The sequence below is a fragment of the Streptomyces sp. NPDC058683 genome (genome assembly GCF_042716195.1).
GTDB lineage: Bacteria > Actinomycetota > Actinomycetes > Streptomycetales > Streptomycetaceae > Streptomyces.
Map to the genome: position 1 here is coordinate 91,009 of NZ_JBHXSK010000015.1, position 24,343 is coordinate 115,351.

The window sequence follows — 24,343 nt, forward strand, 5'->3', positions numbered from 1 at the left end:
TCAGTTCCGCACGTACAAGGGCTCGCCCGGCGGCACGGCCCCGGCCGGCAGCAGCGCCAGGTCCAGGCCGCGGACCAGGCGGGCCCGCAGTGTCTCGTCGGCTGCGAGCCGCCCGGCGAGAGCCTGGGCGGTCTCGGCGGGCGGTGCGGCCGGGTCGAGGACCAGGGCGAGGGTGCCGTCGGCCTGACCCGGCCCGAGGTGGGCCCGGCGTACGGCGGGCTCGGCGGCCACCACCGTACGGACGGCCTCGATCACGGCCGGGTCGGCGAGCGGATCGACCGTGGTCCGCCCCTCCGCGAGCGCGAGCAGCGCCGGTCCGGTCAGTTCGAACGGCACCGGCCCCGCCAGGTCCAGCACCACGGTGTCCGCCTTCTCGTGCACGGCGGCCTGGAGCGCCTGGTGCAGGGGTACGGCGACGGGCCGCGCCGCCGGGTCCCAGCGGGCCAGCGACTCGGTGGAGGTGAAGGCGGGCAGGGCGGTGCGGTGACCGGCCTTCAGGGTCGGCACGGCCATGTCGCTGGTCTTCTCGCGGCGCAGCCCGTTCCCGTCCTCCTCCACCTCGCCGAGGACGGCCACCACCGGGACGAGCAGCCGGGCGCCCTTCAGCGCCGCCAGGACGGGTCCCACCGCCGTGCGGTCCTCGGCCCAGGCGGCCAGCGCGGCGGCCAGCCGGGGGTCGGCGGAGCCGTCGTCGGCGGAGTAGCCGGAGTCGGGAATGTTCTTGTTCGCCACGGTCCCCGACCCTATCGGGGGGATGCTGCTGCGGTTGTGCGGCCCCCGAAACCGGATCGACACGGCTTTCACGGAATTCTCAGATATCCCTGATCTGCTTCTAACGTCCGGCAAACGGATCGCACAGTCCCCGCCCCGAGCATCGCGGGCATGGAGTCCCCCAGAGCCACCCCAGGATCGCGGCGGACCCGCCGCCGTGCCCGGCCCAGGCGCCGGGCTCTTCTCTACATCTCCCTCGCCGCGGTCGCCGTCCTCGGCGTCACCGCGGCGGGGACCGTGTACGTGAAGGCGCACGCCCGCGACGGCGGCGCCGTATCCTCGGCTGCGTCGCCGAAGCCCTCTTCCCCTGCTTCCAGTTCCTCTTCATCGGCCTCGGCGAGCGGGGAGGCATCGGTGGAACCCGTGACGGAGCCGGCGGTGGACCGGGACGCGCTGCTGGGCACGGCGATGGAGACGGTGACCGTGCCGTCCGGGGCGAAGGTGTCGGCGGCCGTCCTCGATCTGGACTCGGGTGACAGCGCGGTCTACGGCGACGCCGCGTTCGACACCGCGAGCATCGTCAAGGTCGACATCCTGGCGACGCTGCTGCTCCAGGCGCAGGACGCGGGGCGGCATCTGACGGCGACGGAGAAGGCGTACGCCACGAAGATGATCGAGAACAGCGACAACACGTCCGCGTCGGAGCTGTGGGACGTCATCGGCAAGGCGGCGGGCCTGGACGCGGCGAACAAGCGCTTCGGGCTGACGGACACCGAGGGCGGCGACGGGGCGTTGTGGGGGTTGACCCAGACCACGGCGGCGGACCAGCTCACCCTGCTCCAGCAGGTGTTCGGGGACGACTCGCAGCTGAGCGAGGCCTCGCGGTCGTATCTCCAGGGCCTGATGAAGACGATCGAGTCCGACCAGCGGTGGGGGGTTTCGGCCGCCGCCGACGGTTCGGAGTTCGCGCTGAAGAACGGGTGGCTGGCGCGGAGTACGACCAAGCTGTGGGATGTCAACAGCATCGGGCGGGTGACGGTGGGCGGGACCGACTATCTGGTCGCGGTGCTGTCCAACGGGACGGTGAGCCAGGCGAAGGGGATCTCGCTGGTGGAGGCGGCGGCTAAAGCGGCGGTGGGGTCCTTGGCGGAGTCTTCTTCGGCTTCGCCGTAGGGGGAGGCTTCAGCGGTTCGTGGGCGGCTGCGGGCCGGTGGGGGGCTGGTCGCGCCCACGCGGCGGAGCCGCACATCGGCACAGCCCCGCGCCCCTGAGGGGGCGCTTGTCCTGAGGGCGTTTCAAAGTCCGGGGGGATCAGATCGTCCTGCGGCGGTTGCGCCACAGCACTCCCGCCGCCACCAGCAGCACGCCGCCCGCGCCGCCGGCCAGGGGGGCCGCCCAGTCCGTCGCGCTCGTCGTCTCTTTCGCCGTGTCCGGGCCCGGGCCGAAGTACTTCTTGCCGTACGACGCCGAAGTCAGGCTCCGCGTCTTCAGCTTGGCCGCGTCCTTGATCGCCGCCGCCGGGTCGATCATGCCGAAGCCCCGGGAGTCGTCACGGCCGCCGGACGGGGCGTCGCGGGCCGTGTCCTCCAGGAGCTTCTTGATCTGGGCCGGGGTGAGGCCGGGACGGGCGGCCTTGATCAGGGCGACGGCGCCCGACACGAAGGCGGAGGCGGCACTGGTGCCCCACCCCTCGTAGTACTTGTGGTCCGGGTCGGCGATGACGATGTCGACGCCGGGCGCACTGACCGTGGCGTACCAGCGGCGGGTGGAGAAGGCGGCGCGGGTGCCGAACTTGTCCACCGCGGTGGCGGCGATGACGCCCGGGTAGGCGGCCGGATAGGAGATGTGGTCACCCTTGTCGCCGCCGTTGCCGGCCGAGGCGACGACCACGACGTCCTTCTTCAGGGCGTACTGGATGGCCTCGTCCTCGCTGGGCTCGGGGTGCGCGGAGTCGGAGTCGTCGCCGAGGGAGAGATTGATGACGTCGGCGCCGTGGTCGGCGGCCCAGCGGATGCCCTCGGCGAGGGCGTTGCCCCGGGTGGAGCGGGCCTTGCCGCGGGCGCTGTCGCCGTCTTCGAGGATGACCCGGACGGGCAGGATCTTGGCTTCCGGGGCGACCCCCATCACGCCCTCGTCGTTGCCGATCCCGTGGCCGTGACCGGCGATGATGCCGGCCATGGCGGTGCCGTGCCGGGCCCAGGTGCGCTCACCGGGCCTGGCGCCGAAGCCGATCATGTCCTTGGCGGTGAGGACGTTGCCGACCAGGTCGGGGTGGTCGGCCTCGACACCGGTGTCCAGGACGGCGACGGTGACGCCCTTGCCCTTGGTGGTCCCCCAGGCCTCGTCGAGGTGCAGGGCGGACAGGCCCCACTGCTGGGCGCGGATGCTGTCGGCGTAGGCGGTCGTGGACGGCAGGAGGGCGAGCGAGCCGGCCAGCAGCAGGCTCACCGCGGCCCCGGTTGCGCGGCGCTTCATGAGGGCTTCTCCGTTGCCGGGCCTGCGGTGGTCTGCCGCAGTCGCCGTTCGATGCGGTCGGCCAGGCCCTGGGCCTCGTTGCCGAGGCCGGCCTGGGCCGCGGCCGTGGTGGCGCCGGACGCCTCCGCGTCGGCGGCGGACTGCGGGGTGTCGACGGTACGGCCGTCGGCCCAGCCGGAGACGGCGTAGGCGACGACCGGGGCGTCAGTGAGCACGGAGATCGTCCAGGAGGCGCGCTGGTGTCGGCCGAACCGCTCGGCGGCGGTGCCCTTCGCGGCGTACGGGAGGGGCATCAGGTCGGTACGGCGGTCCAGGTGCTCGTCCTTGAACCGCTTGGCGAGGGCGGTCATCGCGGCCGGGTCGGCCTTGGTGAACAGCAGCCCCACGGTCGTCACATAGCTCTGGGTGGCGTCGGTGTAGGTGGCCCGGATCAGGCGCTGGCAGCCGACGGGGGCGAGCGCCTTGCGCAGCAGCGGGTCGAAGGCGTCGGCACAGCCGGTGGCGGGGGCGACGGCGATCCGTGTCCAGGCGCGGTCGGCTCCGCCGGGGCCGGCGCCGGTGCCCAGCACGGTGGGCGGGAAGAGTTCGTCGACGGGCACGTTGTGCCAGATGCCGGCGGCCGCGCTGAAGCTGCTCGCCGCTGCCACGTCGCTGTCGTCGTCGACGATCCAGCTTCCGGTCACCGCACCGCCGATGAGGCCCAGGCCGAGCACCATGCAGGCGGCGGCAGCGGCGGTACGGGGCGCCACCCGACTGACCAACGACCGCCCCCAGCCCCGCTCGTCGTACCCTTCGGGCTCGCCGAACGTGACAACGGGCCGGTTGCTGCCGGGAGTTCCCGCGGCGGCGGTCCAGGACATCGCGGGGTCCGGCAACGGGCCGGGGCCCTGCGGCGAGGAGGCGGTGTCATGGGACGGCGGGGCCACGCCGGGGTCCGGGGGTGCCGTGGGCCGGGGCGGGAGCGGCGGGGTGGCCGGCTTGGGGGGCTTCGCCGGGCGGGGCGGCGGGGCCGCCGTCGGAGGCGTCGCGGGGCGCGGCGGGGCCGTCGGCATCGGGAACGTCCGCATGTGCGGGCTCCAGGCGGTCCCCGACTCCGGCGCACCGAAGGAGGCCGGGTAGTCACTGCGCGCCCGCTCGGGCCGCCTGGCCCCCGGCACGCCGGAGGAGCCCCGGACCGTCTCGCCGGCGGCCGCCGACCCGGCGGCACCGGTCCGCCCGTCCGACGACACCTCCGGTTCCTCCGCGGCACGGACAGGGCGAAGCGAGGCGGTCGACTCCGCGGCGGACTCGGGACGCCGCTCCGACAGCCCGGGCCCGTACGGCGGCCGGGACTGCGCACCGCGACCGCCCTCCCTTGCGGGAGACGCCGGCCGTTCGTTGCGGCGATCCTCTCCGGGCGTCACCGACGATTCGGTCCGGCGGACCCCCGGGCCCGGAAACACGGGCGGCACACTCCGGCCGCTCTCCCACCCGGAGGCACCGGACGGTGTGACGCCGCCGCCCTCCCGCCCCGGAGACACGAACGATTCGGGCCGGCGGTCCTCACGACCGGCCGACACGGACGGCCCGGAGCGACCGCCCTCCCACCCGGAAGCCGCGGTCGGTGTGACGCCGCCGGTCTCCCGGCCGGGGGACGCGGGCCGGCCGGTCTGTCCGGCGGGGGTGGCGGGCCGGCCGGTCTGTCCGGCGGGGGTGGCGGGCGGTGTGGTGCGGGCGGTTTCCCGGGGGGAGGTGGTGGGTGGGGTGTCCGGGAAGCGGGCCGAGGCGGGGGGTGGGGGCGCGGTGGGCGGGCTCTGCGGGGGGCGGAGGTCGGGGTAGCGGGGGCGTGTGATGCGTTCGGCGGACGTCGGGCGGGCGCCCGTCCTGTCCCCCGCACCCTGCTCGCCCTGCGCCACCGCACCGCCCCGACTCGTCCGGTCCTCACGACTCTGCTGCACGCCGGGCCGTCCCGGCAGCTGGTCCTGCCCGGTGGTGTCGGCCCTACCAGTGGATACGTCGGACCCGTGCGACCAGTTCACTCGGTTCGGCCGGTCGAAGAACCCCGGGCCGCCGGTCCGGCCGTTCGCGTCGGCGGTACCCGGCGCCGCATCCTGGCCGGCCGCCCCGTCGGCCCCGCCGTCGGCGGTCGGCGCGGGATCGGGCGAAGGGCGTCGCGGGATCGGGGCGTGCCGCGCTTCCGTGCTCATGCGCCCCCCGTTTCCTCGTGCCCGGGCCAACTCCGCGTACGGGCCGGCGTGCTCCCCGGCGCGAAAGACGTCCGCCCCCGGGCACGCATACCCGCACGCGCGGATCCGCATCCCGGCGCGGGTCAGGCGGCCGGGGTCGTTCCGCCGTACGTGCGCGTCACTCTACGGGTTGTCCGAGGGCGAACGGGAACCAGTCCACGACCGCGGGGTATCTGCCCGTATCGTCCCCCTACCCTGCGGTAATCCTGTCTGGCAGGCTGCGTTCATGACTGCGCGCGCCGCCGACCGGGCCCGTTACGACCGGGCCACCGCCCATCTGGACGCCCCTCTCGCGATCGTCGATCTGGAGGCCTTCGACGCCAACGCGGACGATCTCGTGCGCCGGGCCGGCGGCAAGCCGGTACGGGTCGCGAGCAAGTCCGTACGCTGCCGGCACCTGCTGGAACGGGTCCTCGCGAAGGACGGTTTCGCCGGGATCATGTCCTTCACGCTCGCGGAGTCGCTGTGGCTCGCGCGCTCGGGGTTCGAGGACATCCTGCTGGCCTATCCGTCCGCCGACCGGGCCCGGTTCGCCGAGCTGGCCGCCGACCCCAAGCTGGCCGCCGCCGTGACGGTGATGATCGACGACCCCTCACACCTCGACCTGATCGACACGGCCCGCGCCGGCGGGAACGAAGTGGTGCGGGTCTGCCTGGAGTTGGACACCTCGCTGAAGCTGCTCGGGGGCCGGGTGCGGGTCGGGGCCCGGCGTTCGCCGCTGTACTCCCCCGCCCAGCTCGCCGACCTGGCGCGGACCGTGGCCGGGCGGCCGGGCTTCAAGCTGGTCGGGATCATGGCGTACGAGGGGCACATCGCCGGGGTCGGGGACCGTGTCGCCGGCCGGCCGCTGCGCTCCCGAGCGGTCCGGCTGATGCAGGCCACCGCCCGCCGTGAGCTGGCCGAGCGGCGCGCCGCGGTGGTGCGGGCGGTCCGGGCGGTGACGCCGGACCTGGAGTTCGTCAACGGCGGCGGCACGGGCAGTGTGCAGACCACGGCGGCGGAGGACGCGGTCACCGAGATAGCGGCCGGGTCGGGCCTGTACGTGCCCCGGCTCTTCGACAACTACACGTCGTTCACCGGCCGGCCGGCCGCCCTGTTCGCCATGCCGGTGGTCCGGCGGCCCGGTGTCGGGGTCGTCACCGTCCTCGGCGGCGGCTACCCGGCCTCGGGCGCCGCGGGCCCCGACCGGCTGCCGGTGCCGTACCTCCCGCAGGGGCTGTCGTACGACCCTCAGGAGGGCCCCGGCGAGGTGCAGACCCCGCTGCTCGGCTCCGCGGCGGACGACCTGCTGATCGGCGACAAGGTGTGGTTCCGGCACGCCAAGGCGGGCGAGCTGTGCGAGCGGTTCGCGGAGCTGCAGCTGGTCGAGGGCGACCGGGTGACGGCGACGGTGCCGACGTACCGCGGGGAAGGTCACACCTTCCTCTAACCCTCCGGCTTCCGGTCCACCGGACGGATGCCGCTGGTGATCTCGTCCATGTCGGACAGCGGTGGTCCGTCCGGGCCGGCGTCGAAGACGAACCGGACGACGACCGGGGCCGGGATGCCGGTGCGGGAGGGGAAGGCGAGGGACTGGACGTAGCCGCCGGGTCCCTCGGCCGTCCTGACCCGCCAGCGCACCAGGTATCCGTCGCCGCCGGCGACCGCGACCCGCCCGGCCTTGACGACCTGGTGGGACCGGATGCCGCCGAAGGGCCGCCGGCCGCCGGAATCGTGGCCGTAGGCCGTCTCCGCCGCGTCCGGTACGTCCCGTTCGGCGACGGTCCGCGCGGAGCTGCCGTCGGCGCTGCCCGCCGTACGGCTGATGACCTCGCCGTGCCGGCACCGGCCGGTGTCGGCCGGGCAGTCGTAGGTGCCGTCGGTGGTCATCACGACGTCGTCCTGGGCGAGGTACGAGGGGCTGGTCCAGCCGGTCGGGACCGGCAGGGTGATGCCGTTGAGCTGGTCGACGACCAGGGGCGGGGGCGGCGGGCCGGTGGGGGCGGTGTTGATCGCGGTGTCCGTGCCGGCGTGCAGCCCGTCGGTGCGGAGCACGGTGGCGCCGCCGACGATCGCCGTCGCCAGGACCGCCCCGGCGGATATCAGCGCGACCGCCTTGGCGCGTCCGGACGCCCCGGCCGCCGTCGGGGTCGGCGGCGCGGGGAGGCCGGACGGGGTGCGCCGGTGCGCGGTCCAGGTTCTGCCGTCCCACCAGCGCTCCAGGTGCGGGGCCTGTGGGTCGGAGTACCAGCCGGGCGGCGGCGTCATGCTCACTCCCGCACTGTAGAGCGGGAGTTGAGGCGGCTCCTACAGGGGTGTGACGTACGCCCCGGAGATCCCGCCGTCCACCAGGAAGTCGCTGGCGTTGACGAACGAGGAGTCGTCGCTGGCCAGGAAGGCGACGGCGGCGGCGATCTCCTCGGCCTCGGCGAACCGGCCCAGCGGGATGTGGACGAGGCGGCGGGCGGCCCGCTCGGGGTCCTTGGCGAACAGCTCCTGCAGAAGCGGGGTGTTGACCGGTCCCGGGCAGAGGGCGTTGACGCGGATGCCCTCGCGGGCGAACTGGACGCCCAGTTCGCGGGACATGGCCAGAACTCCCCCCTTGGACGCGGTGTACGAGATCTGTGAGGTCGCCGCGCCCATCCGCGCCACGAAGGACGCGGTGTTGATGATGGAGCCCTTGCCCTGGCGCCGCATGTAGGGGATGGCGGCCTTGCAGCACAGGTAGACGGAGGTGAGGTTGACCTCCTGGACGCGCTTCCAGGCCTCCAGGCCGGTCTCCAGGATGGAGTCGTCGTCGGGCGGCGAGATGCCGGCGTTGTTGAAGGCGATGTCGACGCTGCCGTAGGTGTCGAAGGCCGTCTTGAAGAGGGCCTCGACCTGTTCGGCGTCGGTGACGTCGACCTTCACGAAGAGTCCGCCGACCTCCTCGGCGGCGGCCTTGCCGCGGGTGTCGTCGACGTCGCCGCAGACGACGTGCGCGCCCTCGGAGGCGAGCCGCCGTACGGTGGCGAGGCCGATGCCGCTGCCGGCTCCGGTGATGACGGCGGTGCGGCCGACAAGTCGGCGGCAGACGATGTCAGGGGTCTCAGCGGTCACTGTGCGGGGCCCTCCGTGCTGATGAAGACGTTCTTGGTCTCGGTGAAGGCGGTGAGCGCGTCCGGGCCGAGCTCGCGGCCGATCCCCGACTGCTTGTAGCCGCCGAAGGGGGTCCAGTAACGGACGCTGGAGTGGGAGTTGACGGACAGGTTGCCGGCCTTGACGGCCTGGGAGACGCGCAGTGCGCGGCCGACGTCACGGGTCCAGAGGGAGCCGGAGAGGCCGTAGTCGGTGTCGTTGGCGATGCGGATCGCGTCGGCCTCGTCGTCGAAGGGGATGACGGCGGCGACGGGTCCGAAGACCTCCTCGACGGCCACGCGCGCGTGCGGGTCGACGCCGGTCAGGACGGTCGGCGGGAACCAGAAGCCGGGGCCCTCGGGGGCCTTGCCCCGGATGCCGGGCGCGTCGGTGTCGACGTAGGAACGGACGCGGTCCAGCTGGGACCTGGAGATCAGCGGGCCCATGTCGGTCTTCTCGTCGGCCGGGTCGCCGACGGTGACGGACTCGATCGCGGGGGCGAGGAGTTCCAGGAAACGGTCGTGGACCTGCCGTTGGACGAGGATGCGGGTGCGGGCGCAGCAGTCCTGCCCGGAGTTGTCCAGGAAGGACATGGGGGCGGCGGCCGCGGCGGCCTCGATGTCGGCGTCGGCGAAGACGATGTTGGGGCTCTTGCCGCCGAGTTCGAGGGTCACGCGCTTCACCTGGTCGGCGCAGAGCGCCATGATGCGCTTGCCGACGCGGGTGGAGCCGGTGAACACGATCTTGGCGACGCCGGGGTGGCGGACCAGGGCCTCGCCCGCGATGTCGCCCCGGCCGGGCAGCACCTGGAAGAGGTGCTCGGGCAGCCCAGCCGCCAGGGCGAGTTCGGCGAGGCGGAGCGCGGTGAGGGGGGTGGTCTCGGCGGGTTTCAGGAGCACCGCGTTGCCAGCCGCGAGGGCGGGGGCGGTCCCCCAGGCCGCGATCGGCATGGGGAAGTTCCAGGGGGCGATCACGCCGACGACCCCGAGGGGTTCGAGGAGGGTGATGTCGAGGCCGCCGGGGACCGGGATCTGGCGCCCGGTCAGCCGCTCCACTCCGCCGGCCGCGTAGTCGAGCAGGTCCCGGACGTTGCCCGCCTCCCAGCGGGCGTTGCCGACGGTGTGCCCGGCTTCGCGGACCTCCAGCCGGGCGAGCTCCTCACGGTGGTCGTCGACGACGACGGCGAACCGGCGCAGCAGCCGGGCCCGGTCGGCGGGCGCGAGCGCGGCCCACCGCCGCTGGGCCTCGGCGGCCCGTCGTACGGCGGTGTCCACGTCCTGCTCCACGGCCCCCGGGACGGTCGCGATCACCTCCTCCGTGGCCGGGTTGAGGACGTCGAGTTCGTACTGGTGTGACAAGTGGTGCCTCACATGCGTTCGAAGGAGCGGCGCAGCTCCCAGTCGGTCACCGCGGCGTCGAAGGCGGCCAGCTCGACGCGGGCCATGTTGCGGTAGTGCGCGACGACCTCGTCGCCGAAGGCGGCCCGGGCGATGGGGCTGTTCTCCCAGAGCTCGGCGGCCTCCCGGAGCGTGGTCGGGACGTGCGCGAAGTCGGCGGTGTAGGCGTTGCCGGGGCAGGGTTCGGGGAGTTCGAGCTTCTGCTCGATGCCGTACAGCCCGGCCGCGACCAGTCCGGCGACGGCGAGGTGCGGGTTGACGTCGCCGCCGGGCAGCCGGTTCTCGAAGCGCAGTGAGCGGCCGTGGCCGACGACTCTCAGCGAGCAGGTGCGGTTGTCGTGGCCCCAGGCGACCGCGGTCGGGGCGAAGGAGCCCGGCTGGAACCGCTTGTAGCTGTTGATGTTGGGCGCGTAGAGGAGCGAGAAGTCACGGAGGGCGGCGAGCTGTCCGGCGAGGAAGTGCCGCATGACCTCGGACATGCCGTCCTGGGCGGCGAAGACGCCTGCGCCGTCCGCGTCCGTCAACGACAGGTGGATGTGGCAGGAGTTGCCCTCCCGCTCGTTGTACTTGGCCATGAAGGTGAGGGAGACGCCCTCCTGGGCGGCGATCTCCTTGGCGCCGGTCTTGTAGACGGCGTGCTGGTCGCAGGTGACCAGGGCCTCGTCGTAGCGGAACGCGATCTCGTGCTGGCCCGGGTTGCACTCGCCCTTGGCGGACTCGACGGTGAGGCCGGCGGCGGCCATCTCGTTGCGGATCCGGCGCAGCAGCGGCTCGATCCGTCCGGTCCCCAGCACCGAGTAGTCGATGTTGTACTGGTTGGCCGGGGTCAGCCCGCGGTAGTTGGCGTCCCAGGCGGCCTCGTACGTGTCCTTGAACACGATGAACTCCAGCTCCGTACCGACCTGTGCGGTGTAGCCGAGTTCGGCGAGGCGCTCCAGCTGGCGGCGGAGGATCTGCCGGGGCGCGGCGACGACCGGGGAACCGTCGTTCCAGGCGAGGTCGGCGATGAGCATGGCGGTGCCCGCGTTCCAGGGCACCCGGCGGAGGGTGGCGAGGTCGGGGTGCATGGCGAAGTCGCCGTAGCCGCGGTCCCAGGAGGACATGGCGTAGCCCTCGACCGTGTTCATCTCGGTGTCGACGGCGAGCAGGTAGTTGCAGCCCTCGGTGCCGTGGCGCAGGACCTCGTCGAGGAAGAAGCGGGCGGCGAACCGCTTTCCCTGCAGGCGCCCTTGCATGTCGGGGAAGGCCAGGACGACAGTGTCGATCTCACCGCTCGCGACGAGGGTGTGCAGTTCCTCGACGCTGAGCGGGGGTGTGCGGTCTGCCACGGGAGGACTCCTTGGGCTTCATCGCGCTGCTGCGGCCGGGCCGGGAGCTCTAAGGTATTGCTGAGAACCATTGCTTGGGAAGGGGGTACGGCCATATGTCGCTGGATGCGGACGGCGCCCTCGACGACCCGTTGACGCCGGTGCTGCGACCGGTACGGGCGGGCAACGGCTTCGAGGAGGCGCTGGAGCAGATCCTCCAGGTCGTCCGGCTGGGCCTGGTCCCGGGCGGCGAGCGGCTGCCCGCCGAGCGGGAGCTGGCGGAGCGGCTGGGGATAAGCCGGGTGACGCTGCGCGAGGTACTGAAGGTGCTCCAGGACCAGGGTCTGGTGGAGTCCCGGCGCGGGCGGTACGGCGGCACGTTCGTGCTGCCGCGCACCGACGCGGGCGGCGAGGACGAGCTGCGGCGCCGGATCGCCGAGGTCGACATCGAGGACGTGCTGCGCTTCCGCGAGGTCCTCGAGGTGGGCGCGGCCGGGCTGTGCGCGGCACACGGGCTGTCGGACGACCAGGCGGACCGTCTGCGCGACGCCCTGGCCCGCACCCACGAGGCACCGCTCACGGACTACCGCCGCCTGGACACCCTGCTCCACCTCACGATCGCCGAACTGTGCGGCTCGCCGTCCCTGACCGCCCAGTACGCGGCCGTACGGGCGACCGTCAACGACCTGCTCGACTGCATCCCGCTCCTGGTCCGCAACCTGGAGCACTCGCAGCGCCAGCACATCGCCCTGGTGGAGGCGGTCCTGGACGGGGACGCGGACGGCGCCCGGGAGATGATGCGGGAGCACTGCGCGGGGACGGCCGCTCTGCTCCGGGGCTTTCTGGCGTAACGGCCGGTCGCCGTGCCATAAAGGTGTGGACGCACACCTTTGGAAGCACACCTTTGAGGGAGGGGCCATGGCCGGACGGCCGCTGATCGGCGTGAGCACATATCTGGAGGCCGGGACGCGCTGGGGCGTCTGGGAGCTGGAGGCGGCCCTGCTGCCGGCCGGCTACCCACGGCTGGTCCAGCGGGCGGGCGGCCTGGCCGCGCTGCTGCCACCGGACGACCCGGGGCACGCGGCGGCGACGGTGGCCCGCCTGGACGGCCTGGTGATCGCGGGCGGCCCGGACGTGGAGCCGGTCCGCTACGGCGCCGAACCCGGCCCCCGCACCGGCCGCCCCGCCCGCGCCCGGGACGCCTGGGAGCTGTCCCTGATCGACGCGGCACTGACGGCGGGCACCCCGCTGCTCGGGATCTGCCGGGGCATGCAGCTCCTGAACGTCGCCCTCGGCGGCACCCTCGTCCAGCACATAGACGGCCACGCGGAGGCGCCGGGCGTCTTCGGCAGCCACGAGGTGAAGCCCGTTCCCGGCACGCGGTACGCCGACACCGTCCCGGAGGAGACGGCCGTCCCCACCTTCCACCACCAGGCGGTGGACCGTCTCGGCGACGGCCTGCTGGCCTCGGCCCACGCCGCCGACGGAACGATCGAGGCGATCGAGCTCCCCGCCGAGCGCGGCTGGGTCCTCGGCGTGCAGTGGCATCCGGAGATGGGCGAGGACCTGCGCGTGATGCGGGCACTGATCACCGCCGCGACCTGACCCGGGCCGGCGCCGCGTCGCCCGTGTTTCCAGACCCGCTCCTCTTCACCTAACCGAGTCGGGTGGTGGGTGCGCGGAGGTCCCTCACCCCCGGGTCAGGGAAAGCAGTTCGCGGGCCGGGCCGGTCGGGCGGTGGCCCGTCGGCCAGACCGCTCGCAGGTCGCGCCGTAGCGCGATGCCCTCCACCGGGATGCTCACCAGCCGCCGCATCGCCAGTTCCTCGCCCACCGCCAGTTCGCTCAGGACGGCCGGGCCCGCGCCGCTGACCGCCGACGCCTTCACCGCCGTCGTCGACGACAGCTCGATCAGCGGGCGGGCCAGACCGCCCAGCGCCGCGTCGAGGACCTGGCGGGTGCCGGAGCCGCGTTCGCGCAGGATCAGGGGGGTCGTCGCCAGCTCCTCGGCCGCCAGCGGGCGCCGGCGGCGGGCCCACGGGTGCGCGGGGGCCGTCACCACGATCAGGCGGTCGTGGGCTATCACCGTCGAGTCCAGGCCCTGCGGAACGGTCAGCCCCTCCACGAAGCCCAGGTCCGCCTCGTCCGCGAGCAGCCGTTCGGCCACCGCCGCCGAGTTGCCCGCGAGCAGGGACACCGCCGTGTCGGGGCGCTGCGCGCGCAGCGCGAGCAGCCAGCCGGGGAGGAGGTACTCGGCGATGGTCATGCTCGCCGCGACCCGCAGGCGCGAGTCCCGTCGGTCCCGCAGCGCCTGCGCTCCCGCGTCGAAGGCCTCCGCCGCCTCCACCACCCGCCGCGCCCAGTCGGTCACCAGCGCCCCCGCGTCGGTGAGCCGCGAGCCGCGCGGTGAGCGGTCGACGAGGGCCACCCCCAGCTGCCGTTCCATCGAGCGGATCCGGCTGCTGGCCGCCGGCTGGGTGATGCCGACCTCCCGGGCCGCCGCCCCGAGGCTGCCCAGCCGCGCCACCGCCAGGAGCAGCTCCAGCGCACCGAGATCCGGCACGCGGTGCGCCAGCGCGCCGCCTGCCGCCCGGTCCCCCGTCTCACCCGTCTCGCCCGTCTTGCTCATAAGACCAGCTTATGCCCCCATAGACACGGACTCCCTGGTCGCGGCCCCGCGTCGGAGGGACGGTGGGTTCATGGTCACCGCAGTCCGGAATCTCGGCCCCAACTGGTACGCCTCCGTCATGGGCACCGCAGCCCTCGCCCTCGGCGGCGCCGCGCTCGGCGTCGACGGCCTGCACGAGGTGTTCGTCGCTGTCTGGGCACTGTCCCTGCTGCAACTCGTGGTCCTGCTCGTGGCGCGGGCCCTGCACTGGACCCACCATTCCGACCAGGCCCGCGCCCACCTTCGCGACCCCGCCGTGGCTCCCTTCTACGGCTGCCTCGCCATGGCCCTGCTCGCGGTCGGCGGCGGTGCCCTCACCCTCGGGCGGGACTGGATCGGCGAGCCCGCGGCCGTGGCCCTGGACGCCGTGCTGTTCGTCGCCGGTACGGCCGTGGGGCTCGCGGCCGCCGTCGCCGTGCCGTACCTGCTGGCCGTACGGCACCGGGTCCAGCCCGCTCAGGCCACCCCGGTGTGGCTGCTGCCACTGGTCGCGCCCATGGTGTCGGCCGCGCTCGGACCGCGGCTGGTCCCGTATCTGCCGCCCGGGCAGCCGCGCGAGACCCTGCTCTACGGCTGCTTCGCGCTCTTCGGGCTGAGCCTGCTGGCCACGCTGCTGATGCTGACGCTCGTCTTCGCCCGGCTGGTCACCGGCGGTCCGCTGCCCCTCGCGCTCACCCCCACGATCTTCCTGGTGCTGGGCCCGCTCGGGCAGTCCACCACGGCGGTCGGTGCCTTCGCGGACGTCGCCCCCGGGGTGGTACCGGCCCCGTACGCCGCCGGTTTCGGCCTCCTCGCCGTGCTCTACGGCGTTCCGATCATGGGGTTCGCGCTGCTGTGGCTGGCGCTGGCGGTCGCGCATGTGGTGCGGGCGCGGCGGCATGGGATGCGGTTCACCATGACGTGGTGGGCCTTCACCTTCCCGGTGGGGACGTGCGTCACGGGCGCCGCCGCGCTGGGCCGGCACACCGGGCTCGCGGTGTACGACTGGCTGGCGGTGGGTCTGTACGCCCTCCTCGTCGCCGGCTGGCTCGCGGCCGCCGCCGGCACCGTACGCGGGCTGCTCAGCGGCGAACTGCTCGCAGGGCCCCGTCCAGCAGCCGTGGCGCCTCGGTCAGTGACGGGCCGTACCACGTCAGGTGCCGTCCGCTGACCAGCGCGCAGGGCAGGCCGGGGAAGGCCTCCGGGCCGTCGCCCGCGGTGAAGCGGTAGGGCTCGTCCGGGAGGACGACCAGGTCGGGCCGCGCGTCGTTCAGTTCCCCGACCGGGACGCGGGGGTAACGCTCGGGGTGGGCGGCGTACAGATTCTCGATCCCGAGCCGCTTGAGGACGTCCCCCGCGAAGGTGTCCCTGCCGAGGATCATCCACGGCCGCCGCCAGATCGGGACGACCGCGGTCCTGCGAGGCTCGGGCACCGGCGCCGACCAGGCCTCCTCGGCCTCGTCCAGCCAGCGCGGGCGGGTACGCGCCCCGCACGCGGTCAGCACTCGGGCCAGCTCCCCGAAGGCCTGCGGTACCTCCCGTACCTCCGTGACCAGCACCTCCACGCCGGCCGTCCGCAGGGCGTCGAGGTCGGGAGCGCGGTTCTCCTCCTCGTTAGCGATCACCAGGTCGGGGGCGAGGGCAAGGATCCGGTCGAGCCCGGGGTTCTTGGTACCGCCGACACGGGTGACGTCGAGGTCGGCCGGATGGGTGCACCAGTCGGTGGCACCGACGAGGACTTCGGGGAGCGTTTCCGCGACCGCCTCGGTGAGCGAGGGGACCAGGGAGACCACGCGCATCAGCGGGGGCGGTCCTGGACCGCCTCGATGTGTTCCGCCACCGCGACCACGATCACCCTGGTGTCCGGGACCGTCGCCCGCCAGCGGTGCCGGACCCCGCCGGTGAGGTAGAGGGTGTCGCCGCGGCCGAGGCGGTAGGCGCGGCCCTCGGCCTCGATCTCCACCGCGCCGTCGGCGACGTACATCAACTCGTCGTTGCGGTGCTGGAATTCGCGGCCGGCGTCGTGGTCGCCGGTGAACTCCGAGGCGTGCAGTTGATGGTGGCCGCGCACCAGGGAGCGCACCTTGCGGGCGAAGTCCGGCTCGGTGGCGTCGGCGCGTACGACGTCCACGCTGCACGCCGGGTCGGCGGCGGCGAGGAGTTCGACGGCCGTGGTGCGCAGGGCGTCGGCGAGCTTCTCCAGGGAGGTGCGGCTGGGCCGGGCCCTGTCGTTCTCGATCTGGCTCAGGAAGGGCACCGACAGGCCGCTGCGTTCGGCCACGGCGGCGAGGGTGAGCTCCAGCGCGCGGCGGCGCCGCCGGACTGCCGCGCCCACCCGCACGGGCTGCTGGTCTTTGTGGTCGCCCATCGCTCCGGCTCCCTCCTTCGCTCGTCGTTCCTGTCTTCCGGGTGCCCCGCTTCGGCCGGGCCCCTCTGTTGGGTTCTCTGCACCCTACGCATGTTCGGCAAACCGTTTCAGGCGGGCGTCACATCCCCGTCACGTCGGGTGAGCGCGACCCTCACAGTTCGCGCCAGTAGACGAGCTCGCCGGACTCGCCGGGCGCGGACCCCTCCTTCGGGACGAAGACGCTGACCAGGAGGGCCGGACGGCCGTCGGGGTCGGTGAGCAGCGTGGCCGACGGATTGGCGAAGGCGCGGCTGCCGCCGGGGGTGCGCAGGCCGAGCCGGTCGGCCCGCCCGGAAGCGGGGTCGTAGGCGTAGACCGACCAGCTGCCGAAGTCGTCGCGCAGGCGCTGGCCCTCGATCAGGACGAGGGAGCGCCCCACCAGTTCAATGCGTGAGCGGTCCCCGATGTTCCCGGCGGTGCCCCAGGCCAGGAGAGCCAGGTCGAGACGCTGATCCGGGCGGGCCCGCCAGACGGTGAAGTCCCTTAGCGTGGCCCGGAGTTGGCGGTCGGTGGCACAGTCTGCGCGGTAGTGGCCGGTCAGTTCCACGGTGTCGCCGTGGACCGCGGTGATGTCCGGAGTGCCCTCGGCACAGCGGGACAGGGTGCGCGGCGCGTCGAACGCGCGGTCGGCCGTTCCGGTCAGCAGCGTGGTGAGGCTTGGGTAGTGCCGTAGCGCTATGTGGTTGGCCGGATCCTTTTCGTAGGCGAGGACCCATCCGCCGGTGCCGTCGGCGTGCAGGGAGGGCTGGCTGGTGCCCGGCCCGAAGTCGTGGCGGCGGGTCCAGGTGCGCAGGTCGGTGGAGGTGGCGACGGCCGTGTGGAAGCGGCCGTCGGCGAGGGTGGTGTGGTAGACGGCGAGGTAGCCGCCGTACGCCCCGGGTATCGGGGTGATGTCGGCGGTGTCCATGGTCCGGCCGGTGTCGTCCCGGGCGTCGAAGACCGCGCCGTCCGCCCGTGTCACGTCCCCGGCGAGCGCCTCGAACCGGGCGGTGGCGACCGACGCCGGGTCCGGGTTCGCCTCGGAGAGCTGCGGCACGGCCACGGCGGCCGTCAGCAACAGCAGGAGAGGCAGAAGCCGGCGGATCACGGGCTGCTCACAGGAACGGGCGGGACCGGGGCGTCAGAGTACGGTCCCCGGCCCCGCCCGAAGCAGCCCGAAGGAGGTGGGCTTCGCCACACGGACGGTGCGGCTTGGAACGGCCCCCTCCCTCTCGCTCACTTAGGGATCGGCGCCCACTGGTCGACGAGTCCCGGGTTGCGCTTCAGCCAGGCCCGCACCGCGTCCTGTTCCTTGCCCTGGCCGGCCTTCTGGATCCCGGCCTCCAGGCCGGTGAGCTGTTGCTCCGTCATCGAGAAGTCCTTGAGCCACTTGCCGATCTCGGGGTTGTCCCCGGCGAATCCCTTGCGGGACAGGGTGTGCACGCCGTCACCGGAACCCCAGGCGCCCTGGGGGTCCTTCAGCTTCTTGAGGTGGTAGTCGCTGTAGGCCCAGTGCGGGGACCACAGGGTGACCAGGATCGGCTGCTGCTTGGCGTAGGCCCGCTTGAGCTCGGCGAGCATGGCGGGCGTGGAGCCGTCGACGACCTGGTAGCTGCCGTCGAGGCCGTACGCCTTGAGGACCTTGGACTTGAGCAGGCCCATCATGCCGGCGCTGGGCTCGATGCCGACGACCTTCCCGCCGAACTCCGAGGCGTGGTTCTTCAGGTCGGCCAGGGAGTTCACGTCCTTCACGTAGGAGGGGACGGTCAGCTCCAGGGAGGTGGGGCCGTACCACGAGCCGAGGTCGTCGAGCTGCTTGCCGTACTTCTTCCAGTACTCGGCGTGCGTGGTGGGCAGCCAGGAGTCGGTCTCGAAGTCCAGCTGGCCGGTGGCGAGGCCGGTGTAGAGGGGGCCGGCCGCGTACTGGCTGGTGGTGACCTTGTATCCGCGCTCCTCCAGGAGTTCCTTCCACAGGAAGGTGGAGGCGATGCCCTCGTCCCAGGGGATGTAGCCGATCTTGATCTCCTTGCCCTGGCCGATGTTCGTGGCGGAGGCCCGGGTGCTGTCGGACGAGGAGCCGAAGATGCCCAGACCGCTCGCGACCAGGGCGAGGACGACCACACCGACGACGGCGACCGCCGGGCGGGGGCGGTAGGTCCAGGGGGTGGGGCGGACCTTGGCGGCGGCGCGGCGGCCCAGCGGGGACAGCTGGGTGCCGAGCGCGCTGGTCATGCGGTCGAGGTAGATGGCGAGGACGACGATGCCGACGCCCGCCTCGAAGCCGAAGCCGATGTCGAGCTGGCCGATGGCCTCGTTGACGGCGCCGCCGAGGCCGCCGGTGCCGACCATGCCGGCGATGACGACCATCGACAGGCCCAGCATGATCACCTGGTTGACGCCGGCCATGATGGTCGGCAGCGCGAGCGGCAGCTGGACCCGCAGCAGGGTGTCGCGGGGTGTGGTGCCGAACGCCTCGGCGGCCTCGACCAGTTCGGCGTCCACCTGGCGGATGCCCAGCTCGGTCATGCGGACGCCGGGGGCGAGCGCGAAGATCAGGGTGGCGATCACGCCGGCGGCGGTGCCCAGGCCGAAGAAGAGGATCGCCGGGATGAGCAGGACCATCGACGGCATGGTCTGCAGCAGGTCCAGGACCGGTCGTACGGTGGCGCTGACCGCCCGGGAGCGGGCCGCCCAGATGCCCAGCGGCACCGAGATGACCAGCGCGATCACCGTGGCGACCAGGACCAGCGCCAGGGTGGACATCGCGCGGTCCCACAGGTCGAGGGAGTCCACCAGGGCGAAGCCGGCGAAGGCCAGGACGCCCGCGGTCAGTCCGCGCAGCCACCAGGCCAGGACCGCGAAGATGCCTGCCAGCAGCAGGGGTGCGGGGGCGGTGAGGACGCCATCGATGCCGTCGTACATGCCCTCGACGACCGCGCGGATCGCGTCGAAGAGCCAGGACATGTGCGCGACCAGCCAGTTCACACCGGAGTCGACCCAGTCGCCGAGATGCAGCCTAGGCACGGGCGGTCACCTTCTCTCCGCCGTCGCAGACGACGGGTTCGCCCATGTCCTCCGCGAGGAACCCGACCAGACGCGCTCGCGGTACGACGCCCACGACAGCGTTGTCCCGGTCCAGGACGGCGACCGGGTGGGCCAACCGGGCGCTGAGCGCGCACAGTTCGGTGAACGGGGTGTCCGGGGTCGCGGTGGCGCAGCCGCAGTTCGCCTCGTCGCCGGTCACGTCGGTGTCCATGACGGCGGCGGCGGTCAGCACCCTGGAGCGGTCGACGTCCTGGGTGAAGGAGGCGACGTAGTCGTCGGCGGGGCGCAGCAGGATGTCCTCGGCGGTGCCGGTCTGGACGATGCGCCCGTCGCGCATCACGGCGATGCGGTCGCCCAGGCGCATGGCCTCGTTGAGGTCGTGGGTGATGAAGACGATCGTCTTCTTCAGCGTCTTCTGCAGTTCCAGCAGCTGGTCCTGCATGTCGCGGCGGATCAGCGGGTCCAGGGCGCTGAACGACTCGTCCATGAGGAGCAGATCGGCGTCGGTGGCCAGGGCGCGGGCCAGGCCGACGCGCTGCTGCATGCCGCCGGACAGCTCGTCGGGCCAGGAGTCCTCCCAGCCGGCCAGTCCGCACAGGGCGAGCGCCTCGTCGGCGCGGCGAGCGCGCTCGGCGCGGGGCACGCCCTGCACGGCCAGGCCGTAGGCGGCGTTGTCGCGGACGCTGCGGTGCGGGAAGAGCGCGAAGTGCTGGAAGACCATGCTGATCTTCTTCGAGCGCAGTTCGCGCAGTTCGCGGTCGGTGAGCGCGGTGAGGTCCTGGCCGTCGAAGCGGACCTGTCCCGCGGTCGGTTCCAGCAGGCCGTTGAGCATGCGCAGCAGGGTGGACTTGCCGGAGCCGGACAGGCCCATCACGACGAAGATCTCGCCGGGGTCGACCCGGAAGGAGGCGTCGATCACGGCGGCGGTGGCGCCGTCGGCCCGCAGCTCCTCCCGGCCGGCTCCGTGGCGGAGCCGTTCCACGGCGGTATCCGGTCGTCTGCCGAAGACTTTGTACAGGTGCTCGGTCTCTAGCCTGGGTGACACGCGAACCTCTCTCGGGGGCACCAAGCCTTGGAAACGCAGGCCCCGGCGCCTCGGGGACATGGGACAGAAGCCGCGCCTGCCCGGGTCCACGCAGGTCAAACGCAGCAGTGGGCCAGGTCACGAGGTCTCCACAAGCCGTACCCCGGCACGGGGACCCCGTGACCGTCCGTGCCGTACGGCCGCGGAGCGCCCCGTCGCTGTCGGTGCCGTACGGCATGATGCGAGGCGTGACCGCACGACTGATGCTTCTCGACACCGCCTCGCTGTACTTCCGCGCCTACTTCGGCGTCCCGGACTCCGTGAAGGCTCCGGACGGCACGCCGGTGAACGCCGTGCGCGGGCTGCTGGACTTCATCGACCGGCTGGTCAAGGACCACCGTCCGGACCGGCTGGTGGCCTGCATGGACGCCGACTGGCGGCCGCAGTGGCGGGTCGACCTCATCCCCTCCTACAAGGCCCACCGGGTCGCCGAGGAGCGCGCGACGGGACCGGACCAGGAGGAGGTGCCGGACACCCTCTCCCCGCAGGTGCCGGTCATCGAGGAGGTGCTGGACGCGCTCGGCATCGCCCGGGTCGGTGTCGCGGGCTACGAGGCGGACGACGTGATCGGCACGTTCACCGCACGCGCCGACGGCCCGGTCGACATCGTCACCGGCGACCGTGACCTCTACCAGCTGGTGGACGACGGGCGCGGGGTGCGGGTGCTGTACCCGCTCAAGGGGGTCGGCACGCTGCAGATGACGGACGAGGCGTGGCTGCGCGAGAAGTACGGGGTGGACGGCGCCGGGTACGCGGATCTGGCGCTGCTGCGCGGCGACCCGAGCGACGGCCTGCCGGGGGTGCCGGGCATCGGCGAGAAGACGGCCGCCAAGCTGCTCGCCGAGTTCGGCGATCTGGCCGGGATCATGGCCGCCGTCGACGACCCGAAGGCCAGGCTCACACCGTCGCAGCGCAAGCGGCTGGACGAGGCCCGGCCCTATGTGGCCGTGGCGCCGACGGTGGTCCGGGTCGCCGGGGACGTGCCGCTGCCGGACGTCGACACCGTCCTGCCGAAGGCCCCGCGCGATCCCGCCCGGCTGGACGCGTTGTCGGCTCGCTGGGGGCTGGGCGGCTCGCTGCACCGGCTGCTGCTGACACTCGGCGGGTGAGTGTCAGAGAATTGTTCTGGCAAAACCCGCTCATCAAGTGTTCATGGAAGAGGTGTTAACTACGAAGGAGATGCTAACTTAGGTAAACCTAACCAGTGGAGCAGGGAGGTCGGTCATGGCAGAGCGCCCGGGACGTAAGCCGCGTAAGCCCCATTCCGCCCAGGTGGTGCGCACCGAACGGCTGACCCCGCATATGCAGCGCGTCGTTCTCGGCGGCGGCGGACTGGCCGGCTTCGCCGCGGACACCTGCACCGATCATTACGTGAAACTTCTTTTCGGGCCGGAAGGCGTCACCTATCCGGAGCCCTTCGACGTGGAGCGGATCCGCGCCGAGTTCCCACGCGAGCACTGGCCGGTGACCCGGACCTACACGGTGCGTTCCTGGGACGCCGAACACCGCGAGCTGAGCCTGGACTTCGTCGTGCACGGCGACGAGGGCCTGGCCGGACCCTGGGCGTGCCGTGTCCAGCCCGGCGAGACCGTGCGTTTCATGGGTCCCGGCGGCGCCTACGCCCCGGCCGCGGAGGCCGACTGGCATCTGCTCGCCGGCGACGAGAGCGCGCTGCCCGCGATCGCCCGCTCCCTGGAGTCCCTGCCCGCCGGGGCGAAGGCCTTCGCCTTCATCGAGATCTCCGGCCCCGAGGAGGAGCAGAAGATCGACTCCGATGTGGAGGTGGTCTGGCTGCACCGGGGCGCCCGGCCCGTGGGCGAGGCCCTGGTCGCGGCCGTACGGGGGATGGAGTTCCCGGAGGGCCGGGCACACGCCTTCGTCCACGGCGAGGCGAGCTTCGTGAAGGACCTGCGGGCGCTGCTGCGCGTCGAGCGCCAGATGCCGCGCGAGGACCTGTCGATCTCCGGCTACTGGCGCCTCGGCCACAACGAGGACGGCTGGCAGGCCTCCAAGCGCGACTGGAACGCCCGTATCGAGGCGGAGCAGGAGGGCGGCAGGGCCGCCGCCTGAGACCGCGAGGCCACGCGACCGCACGGCGGTCGAGCCGTGCACCGTTGAGACCGGCGGCACCCGCGGGTGCCGCCGGTCCCGTGTCGGTCACACCGAGCGCTGGTACGACCGGAACGTCCCTATCGACAGCCACACGGCCGCGACCGCCAGCGCCAGCAGCGCGCCGCCGCGGCCCAGCACCGCACCCCAGTCGGGATCCGCGGACATGGCCGAACGCCCGGCCACCATCGCCCAGTTGAGCGGGTTGAAGTCGGCTGTGTGCCGCATCCAGCCGGGCATCTGGGACGGCGCCATGAAGGCGCTGGACAGGAAGGTCAGCGGCAGCAGCAGGAAGGTGTTGATCCCGATGATCGACTCCCGCTCCCGCACCAGCATGCCGAGCGCGTTGGACAGTGCCCCGAAGACGGTGCCGAGCAGTACGGCGGCCACCACCAGGACCGCGATCCCCCCGATCCCGCCCGGGTAGTCGGCGCCGCCCAGCAGGCCGAGCAGCACGATGATCAGCGACTGGCCGGCGGTGACCAGGCCGTTGTTCACCACGTTGCCGTTCATCAGCGCGGCCCGGCTGACCGGTGTGGTCAGGAAGCGGTTCAGGGTGCCGCGCTGGATCTCCTCCAGGGTGCCCATGCCCGCCCACATGTTGGAGCTGAGGGCGCTCATCACGACCACGCCCGGCACCAGGTAGTCGAGGTAGCTGGTGGTGCCGAAGCCGCCCAGCTCGACGACCTTCTTGAAGAGGTTGCCGAACAGGAACAGCCAGATCACCGGCTGGATCAGGGTGATGACGGCGTACGCCGGCTGGCGGGCGAAGACCAGCAGCTGGCGCTGGGTCATGTACCAGGTCTGGGACAGGGCGTTGCTCATCGGGCACCTCCGGCCAGGGCGAGCGCGTCGGTGGTGTCGGCCTCGGCGTAACGGCGGCCCGCGTAGCGCAGATAGACGTCGTCGAGGGAGGGACGGGCGACGGTCGCGGCCAGCACGGTCACCCCGGCCCGCTCCAGCGCGGCGAGCAGCGCGGGCATGGCGGCGGCCCCGTCGTCGGCGCGGGCGCTGATCCGGCGGCCGTCGAACAGCGCCTCGTGCACGCCGGCCAGTCCGGTCAGGGCGCCCGTGAGCAGGGTGCGGCCGGCCTCGCCGGGTGCCTCGCGCAGCTCCACATGGACGGCGTCGCCGCGCAGTTCGCCCTTGAGGGAGTCGGGGGTGCCCTCGACCACGACCCGGCCGCGGTCGACGATCGCGATCCGCTCGGCGAGCCGGTCGGCCTCTTCCAGGTAGTGGGTGGTGAGCAGGATGGTCAGGCCCTCCTGACCGGCCAGCCGGCCGATCTCGTCCCACATCGCGGTGCGGGCCTCGGGGTCGAGGCCGGTGGTGGGCTCGTCGAGGAAGAGCACCTCGGGACGGTGGACCAGGCCGAGGGCCACGTCGAGGCGGCGCCGCATTCCGCCGGAGTAGCCCTTGACCGGGCGGCCGGCGGCCTCGGTGAGGGTGAAGCGGTCCAGCAGCTCGTCGACCCGGCGGTTCAGCCCGGCCCCGCGCAGGCCGTAGAGCCTGCCCTGGAGTTGGAGGTTCTCGCGGCCGGTGGCGACCGGGTCGGCGCCGGAGTTCTGGGCGACCACGCCGATCGCCCGGCGCACCCGGTCCGGATGGCGCAGTACGTCGTGGCCGGCCACGGTGGCGGTGCCCGAGGCGGGGCGGGCCAGAGTGGTGAGGATCTTGACCGTGGTGGACTTGCCCGCGCCGTTGGGCCCGAGGAGCCCGAAGACGGTGCCGGGTTCGACGGTGACGTCCATGCCGTTCAGCGCGGTGACGTCACCGGGGTAGGTCTTGATCAGCTGGCGCGCCTGCACTGCGGGCGCACGGGTGTTCATGACAGGGCTCTCCTGAATGAGCGGATGACAGAT

The 24,343-nt window shown here is 72.9% G+C and carries 22 protein-coding genes; 7 read left to right on the plus strand and 15 right to left on the minus strand.

Annotated elements, in window-relative coordinates:
* Complete coding sequence (locus ACFWXC_RS18320; RefSeq protein ID WP_384479819.1) at positions 1-732, minus strand: SseB family protein; 732 nt, start codon at positions 730-732, stop codon at positions 1-3.
* 150 nt (positions 733-882) lie between these two features.
* On the opposite strand from ACFWXC_RS18320, the gene ACFWXC_RS18325 reads away from it, so the two are divergent.
* Positions 883-1,884, plus strand: a complete 1,002-nt coding sequence (locus ACFWXC_RS18325) for a serine hydrolase (RefSeq protein ID WP_384479821.1) — start codon at positions 883-885, stop codon at positions 1,882-1,884.
* A 138-nt stretch (positions 1,885-2,022) separates the two neighbouring features.
* Here the strand turns inward: ACFWXC_RS18325 and mycP are convergent, their stop codons facing one another.
* On the minus strand, positions 2,023-3,186 hold the full coding sequence (gene mycP, locus ACFWXC_RS18330; protein WP_384479823.1) for a type VII secretion-associated serine protease mycosin: 1,164 nt from the start codon (positions 3,184-3,186) through the stop codon (positions 2,023-2,025).
* Positions 3,183-4,415, minus strand: a complete 1,233-nt coding sequence (locus ACFWXC_RS18335; protein ID WP_384479824.1) for a hypothetical protein — start codon at positions 4,413-4,415, stop codon at positions 3,183-3,185. Before ACFWXC_RS18335 ends, mycP begins: the two co-directional genes overlap by 4 nt.
* Positions 4,416-5,637: 1,222 nt before the next feature.
* On the opposite strand from ACFWXC_RS18335, the gene ACFWXC_RS18340 reads away from it, so the two are divergent.
* Complete coding sequence (locus ACFWXC_RS18340) at positions 5,638-6,840, plus strand: amino acid deaminase/aldolase (protein WP_384479826.1); 1,203 nt, start codon at positions 5,638-5,640, stop codon at positions 6,838-6,840.
* Here the strand turns inward: ACFWXC_RS18340 and ACFWXC_RS18345 are convergent.
* The 4 genes from ACFWXC_RS18345 to ACFWXC_RS18360 are packed head-to-tail and all read right to left on the minus strand — an operon-like array spanning position 6,837 to position 11,232.
* Positions 6,837-7,658 (minus strand): DUF2510 domain-containing protein, encoded by an 822-nt coding sequence (locus tag ACFWXC_RS18345; RefSeq protein WP_384480030.1) that lies wholly within the window; start codon positions 7,656-7,658, stop codon positions 6,837-6,839. The genes ACFWXC_RS18340 and ACFWXC_RS18345 overlap by 4 nt on opposite strands.
* A 39-nt stretch (positions 7,659-7,697) precedes the next feature.
* The gene (locus ACFWXC_RS18350) at positions 7,698-8,489 is read right to left on the minus strand and encodes a 3-oxoacyl-ACP reductase (RefSeq protein WP_384479828.1); all 792 of its coding nucleotides are present in this window, start codon (positions 8,487-8,489) and stop codon (positions 7,698-7,700) included.
* Positions 8,486-9,865, minus strand: a complete 1,380-nt coding sequence (locus ACFWXC_RS18355) for an aldehyde dehydrogenase family protein (RefSeq protein WP_384479830.1) — start codon at positions 9,863-9,865, stop codon at positions 8,486-8,488. The genes ACFWXC_RS18350 and ACFWXC_RS18355 overlap by 4 nt, the downstream gene beginning before the upstream one ends.
* Positions 9,866-9,873: 8 nt before the next feature.
* A complete protein-coding gene (locus ACFWXC_RS18360) occupies positions 9,874-11,232 on the minus strand; it encodes a glutamine synthetase family protein (protein WP_384479833.1) in 1,359 nt (452 codons plus the stop codon).
* 95 nt (positions 11,233-11,327) lie between these two features.
* On the opposite strand from ACFWXC_RS18360, the gene ACFWXC_RS18365 reads away from it, so the two are divergent.
* On the plus strand, positions 11,328-12,062 hold the full coding sequence (locus ACFWXC_RS18365; RefSeq protein WP_384479835.1) for a FadR/GntR family transcriptional regulator: 735 nt from the start codon (positions 11,328-11,330) through the stop codon (positions 12,060-12,062).
* A gap of 67 nt (positions 12,063-12,129) precedes the next feature.
* Positions 12,130-12,816, plus strand: a complete 687-nt coding sequence (locus ACFWXC_RS18370) for a gamma-glutamyl-gamma-aminobutyrate hydrolase family protein (protein ID WP_384479837.1) — start codon at positions 12,130-12,132, stop codon at positions 12,814-12,816.
* An 84-nt stretch (positions 12,817-12,900) separates the two neighbouring features.
* Here ACFWXC_RS18370 and ACFWXC_RS18375 read toward each other — a convergent pair whose 3' ends face one another.
* On the minus strand, positions 12,901-13,839 hold the full coding sequence (locus ACFWXC_RS18375) for a LysR family transcriptional regulator (protein WP_384479838.1): 939 nt from the start codon (positions 13,837-13,839) through the stop codon (positions 12,901-12,903).
* A 70-nt stretch (positions 13,840-13,909) separates the two neighbouring features.
* Here ACFWXC_RS18375 and ACFWXC_RS18380 point away from each other — a divergent pair, with 70 nt between their 5' ends.
* Positions 13,910-15,028 (plus strand): TDT family transporter, encoded by a 1,119-nt coding sequence (locus ACFWXC_RS18380; protein ID WP_384479840.1) that lies wholly within the window; start codon positions 13,910-13,912, stop codon positions 15,026-15,028.
* Here the strand turns inward: ACFWXC_RS18380 and ACFWXC_RS18385 are convergent.
* The 5 genes from ACFWXC_RS18385 to ACFWXC_RS18405 form a co-directional block, all read right to left on the minus strand.
* Positions 14,940-15,656 (minus strand): helical backbone metal receptor, encoded by a 717-nt coding sequence (locus tag ACFWXC_RS18385; protein WP_384479842.1) that lies wholly within the window; start codon positions 15,654-15,656, stop codon positions 14,940-14,942. The two genes, ACFWXC_RS18380 and ACFWXC_RS18385, sit on opposite strands and share 89 nt — an antisense overlap.
* The gene (locus ACFWXC_RS18390) at positions 15,656-16,225 is read right to left on the minus strand and encodes a helix-turn-helix domain-containing protein (RefSeq protein WP_384479844.1); all 570 of its coding nucleotides are present in this window, start codon (positions 16,223-16,225) and stop codon (positions 15,656-15,658) included. Before ACFWXC_RS18390 ends, ACFWXC_RS18385 begins: the two co-directional genes overlap by 1 nt.
* 151 nt (positions 16,226-16,376) lie before the next feature.
* Complete coding sequence (locus tag ACFWXC_RS18395) at positions 16,377-17,351, minus strand: hypothetical protein (RefSeq protein WP_384479846.1); 975 nt, start codon at positions 17,349-17,351, stop codon at positions 16,377-16,379.
* 128 nt (positions 17,352-17,479) lie between these two features.
* A complete protein-coding gene (locus ACFWXC_RS18400) occupies positions 17,480-19,267 on the minus strand; it encodes an ABC transporter permease/substrate binding protein (RefSeq protein ID WP_384479848.1) in 1,788 nt (595 codons plus the stop codon).
* The gene (locus ACFWXC_RS18405) at positions 19,260-20,333 is read right to left on the minus strand and encodes a glycine betaine/L-proline ABC transporter ATP-binding protein (protein ID WP_384479850.1); all 1,074 of its coding nucleotides are present in this window, start codon (positions 20,331-20,333) and stop codon (positions 19,260-19,262) included. Before ACFWXC_RS18405 ends, ACFWXC_RS18400 begins: the two co-directional genes overlap by 8 nt.
* A 218-nt stretch (positions 20,334-20,551) precedes the next feature.
* Between ACFWXC_RS18405 and ACFWXC_RS18410 the strand changes: the two genes are divergently transcribed.
* Entirely contained in the window at positions 20,552-21,481 is a 930-nt protein-coding gene (locus tag ACFWXC_RS18410; protein ID WP_384480032.1) for a 5'-3' exonuclease H3TH domain-containing protein, read from the plus strand.
* Between the two features lie 115 nt (positions 21,482-21,596).
* Positions 21,597-22,442 (plus strand): siderophore-interacting protein, encoded by an 846-nt coding sequence (locus ACFWXC_RS18415; RefSeq protein ID WP_384479851.1) that lies wholly within the window; start codon positions 21,597-21,599, stop codon positions 22,440-22,442.
* 87 nt (positions 22,443-22,529) lie between these two features.
* Here the strand turns inward: ACFWXC_RS18415 and ACFWXC_RS18420 are convergent, their stop codons facing one another.
* Together ACFWXC_RS18420 and ACFWXC_RS18425 are read right to left on the minus strand one after the other, a co-directional pair.
* On the minus strand, positions 22,530-23,306 hold the full coding sequence (locus ACFWXC_RS18420) for an ABC transporter permease (RefSeq protein WP_384479853.1): 777 nt from the start codon (positions 23,304-23,306) through the stop codon (positions 22,530-22,532).
* Positions 23,303-24,310 carry an ATP-binding cassette domain-containing protein gene (locus tag ACFWXC_RS18425; protein ID WP_384479855.1) on the minus strand — a complete coding sequence of 336 codons (1,008 nt, stop codon included), beginning with the start codon at positions 24,308-24,310 and terminating at the stop codon, positions 23,303-23,305. The genes ACFWXC_RS18420 and ACFWXC_RS18425 overlap by 4 nt, the downstream gene beginning before the upstream one ends.
* Positions 24,311-24,343 lie beyond the last annotated feature (33 nt).

Coding starts and splice junctions, on each gene's coding strand:
- ACFWXC_RS18325 (WP_384479821.1), top strand. CDS start 883: ATGGAGTCCCCCAGAGCCACCCCAGGATCGCGGCGGACCCGCCGCCGT.
- ACFWXC_RS18385 (WP_384479842.1), bottom strand. CDS start 15,656: ATGCGCGTGGTCTCCCTGGTCCCCTCGCTCACCGAGGCGGTCGCGGAA.
- ACFWXC_RS18425 (WP_384479855.1), bottom strand. CDS start 24,310: ATGAACACCCGTGCGCCCGCAGTGCAGGCGCGCCAGCTGATCAAGACC.
- ACFWXC_RS18380 (WP_384479840.1), top strand. CDS start 13,910: ATGGTCACCGCAGTCCGGAATCTCGGCCCCAACTGGTACGCCTCCGTC.
- ACFWXC_RS18375 (WP_384479838.1), bottom strand. CDS start 13,839: ATGAGCAAGACGGGCGAGACGGGTGAGACGGGGGACCGGGCGGCAGGC.
- ACFWXC_RS18420 (WP_384479853.1), bottom strand. CDS start 23,306: ATGAGCAACGCCCTGTCCCAGACCTGGTACATGACCCAGCGCCAGCTG.
- ACFWXC_RS18390 (WP_384479844.1), bottom strand. CDS start 16,225: ATGGGCGACCACAAAGACCAGCAGCCCGTGCGGGTGGGCGCGGCAGTC.
- ACFWXC_RS18340 (WP_384479826.1), top strand. CDS start 5,638: ATGACTGCGCGCGCCGCCGACCGGGCCCGTTACGACCGGGCCACCGCC.
- ACFWXC_RS18410 (WP_384480032.1), top strand. CDS start 20,552: ATGCGAGGCGTGACCGCACGACTGATGCTTCTCGACACCGCCTCGCTG.
- ACFWXC_RS18365 (WP_384479835.1), top strand. CDS start 11,328: ATGTCGCTGGATGCGGACGGCGCCCTCGACGACCCGTTGACGCCGGTG.
- ACFWXC_RS18345 (WP_384480030.1), bottom strand. CDS start 7,658: ATGACGCCGCCGCCCGGCTGGTACTCCGACCCACAGGCCCCGCACCTG.
- ACFWXC_RS18415 (WP_384479851.1), top strand. CDS start 21,597: ATGGCAGAGCGCCCGGGACGTAAGCCGCGTAAGCCCCATTCCGCCCAG.
- mycP (WP_384479823.1), bottom strand. CDS start 3,186: ATGAAGCGCCGCGCAACCGGGGCCGCGGTGAGCCTGCTGCTGGCCGGC.
- ACFWXC_RS18370 (WP_384479837.1), top strand. CDS start 12,130: ATGGCCGGACGGCCGCTGATCGGCGTGAGCACATATCTGGAGGCCGGG.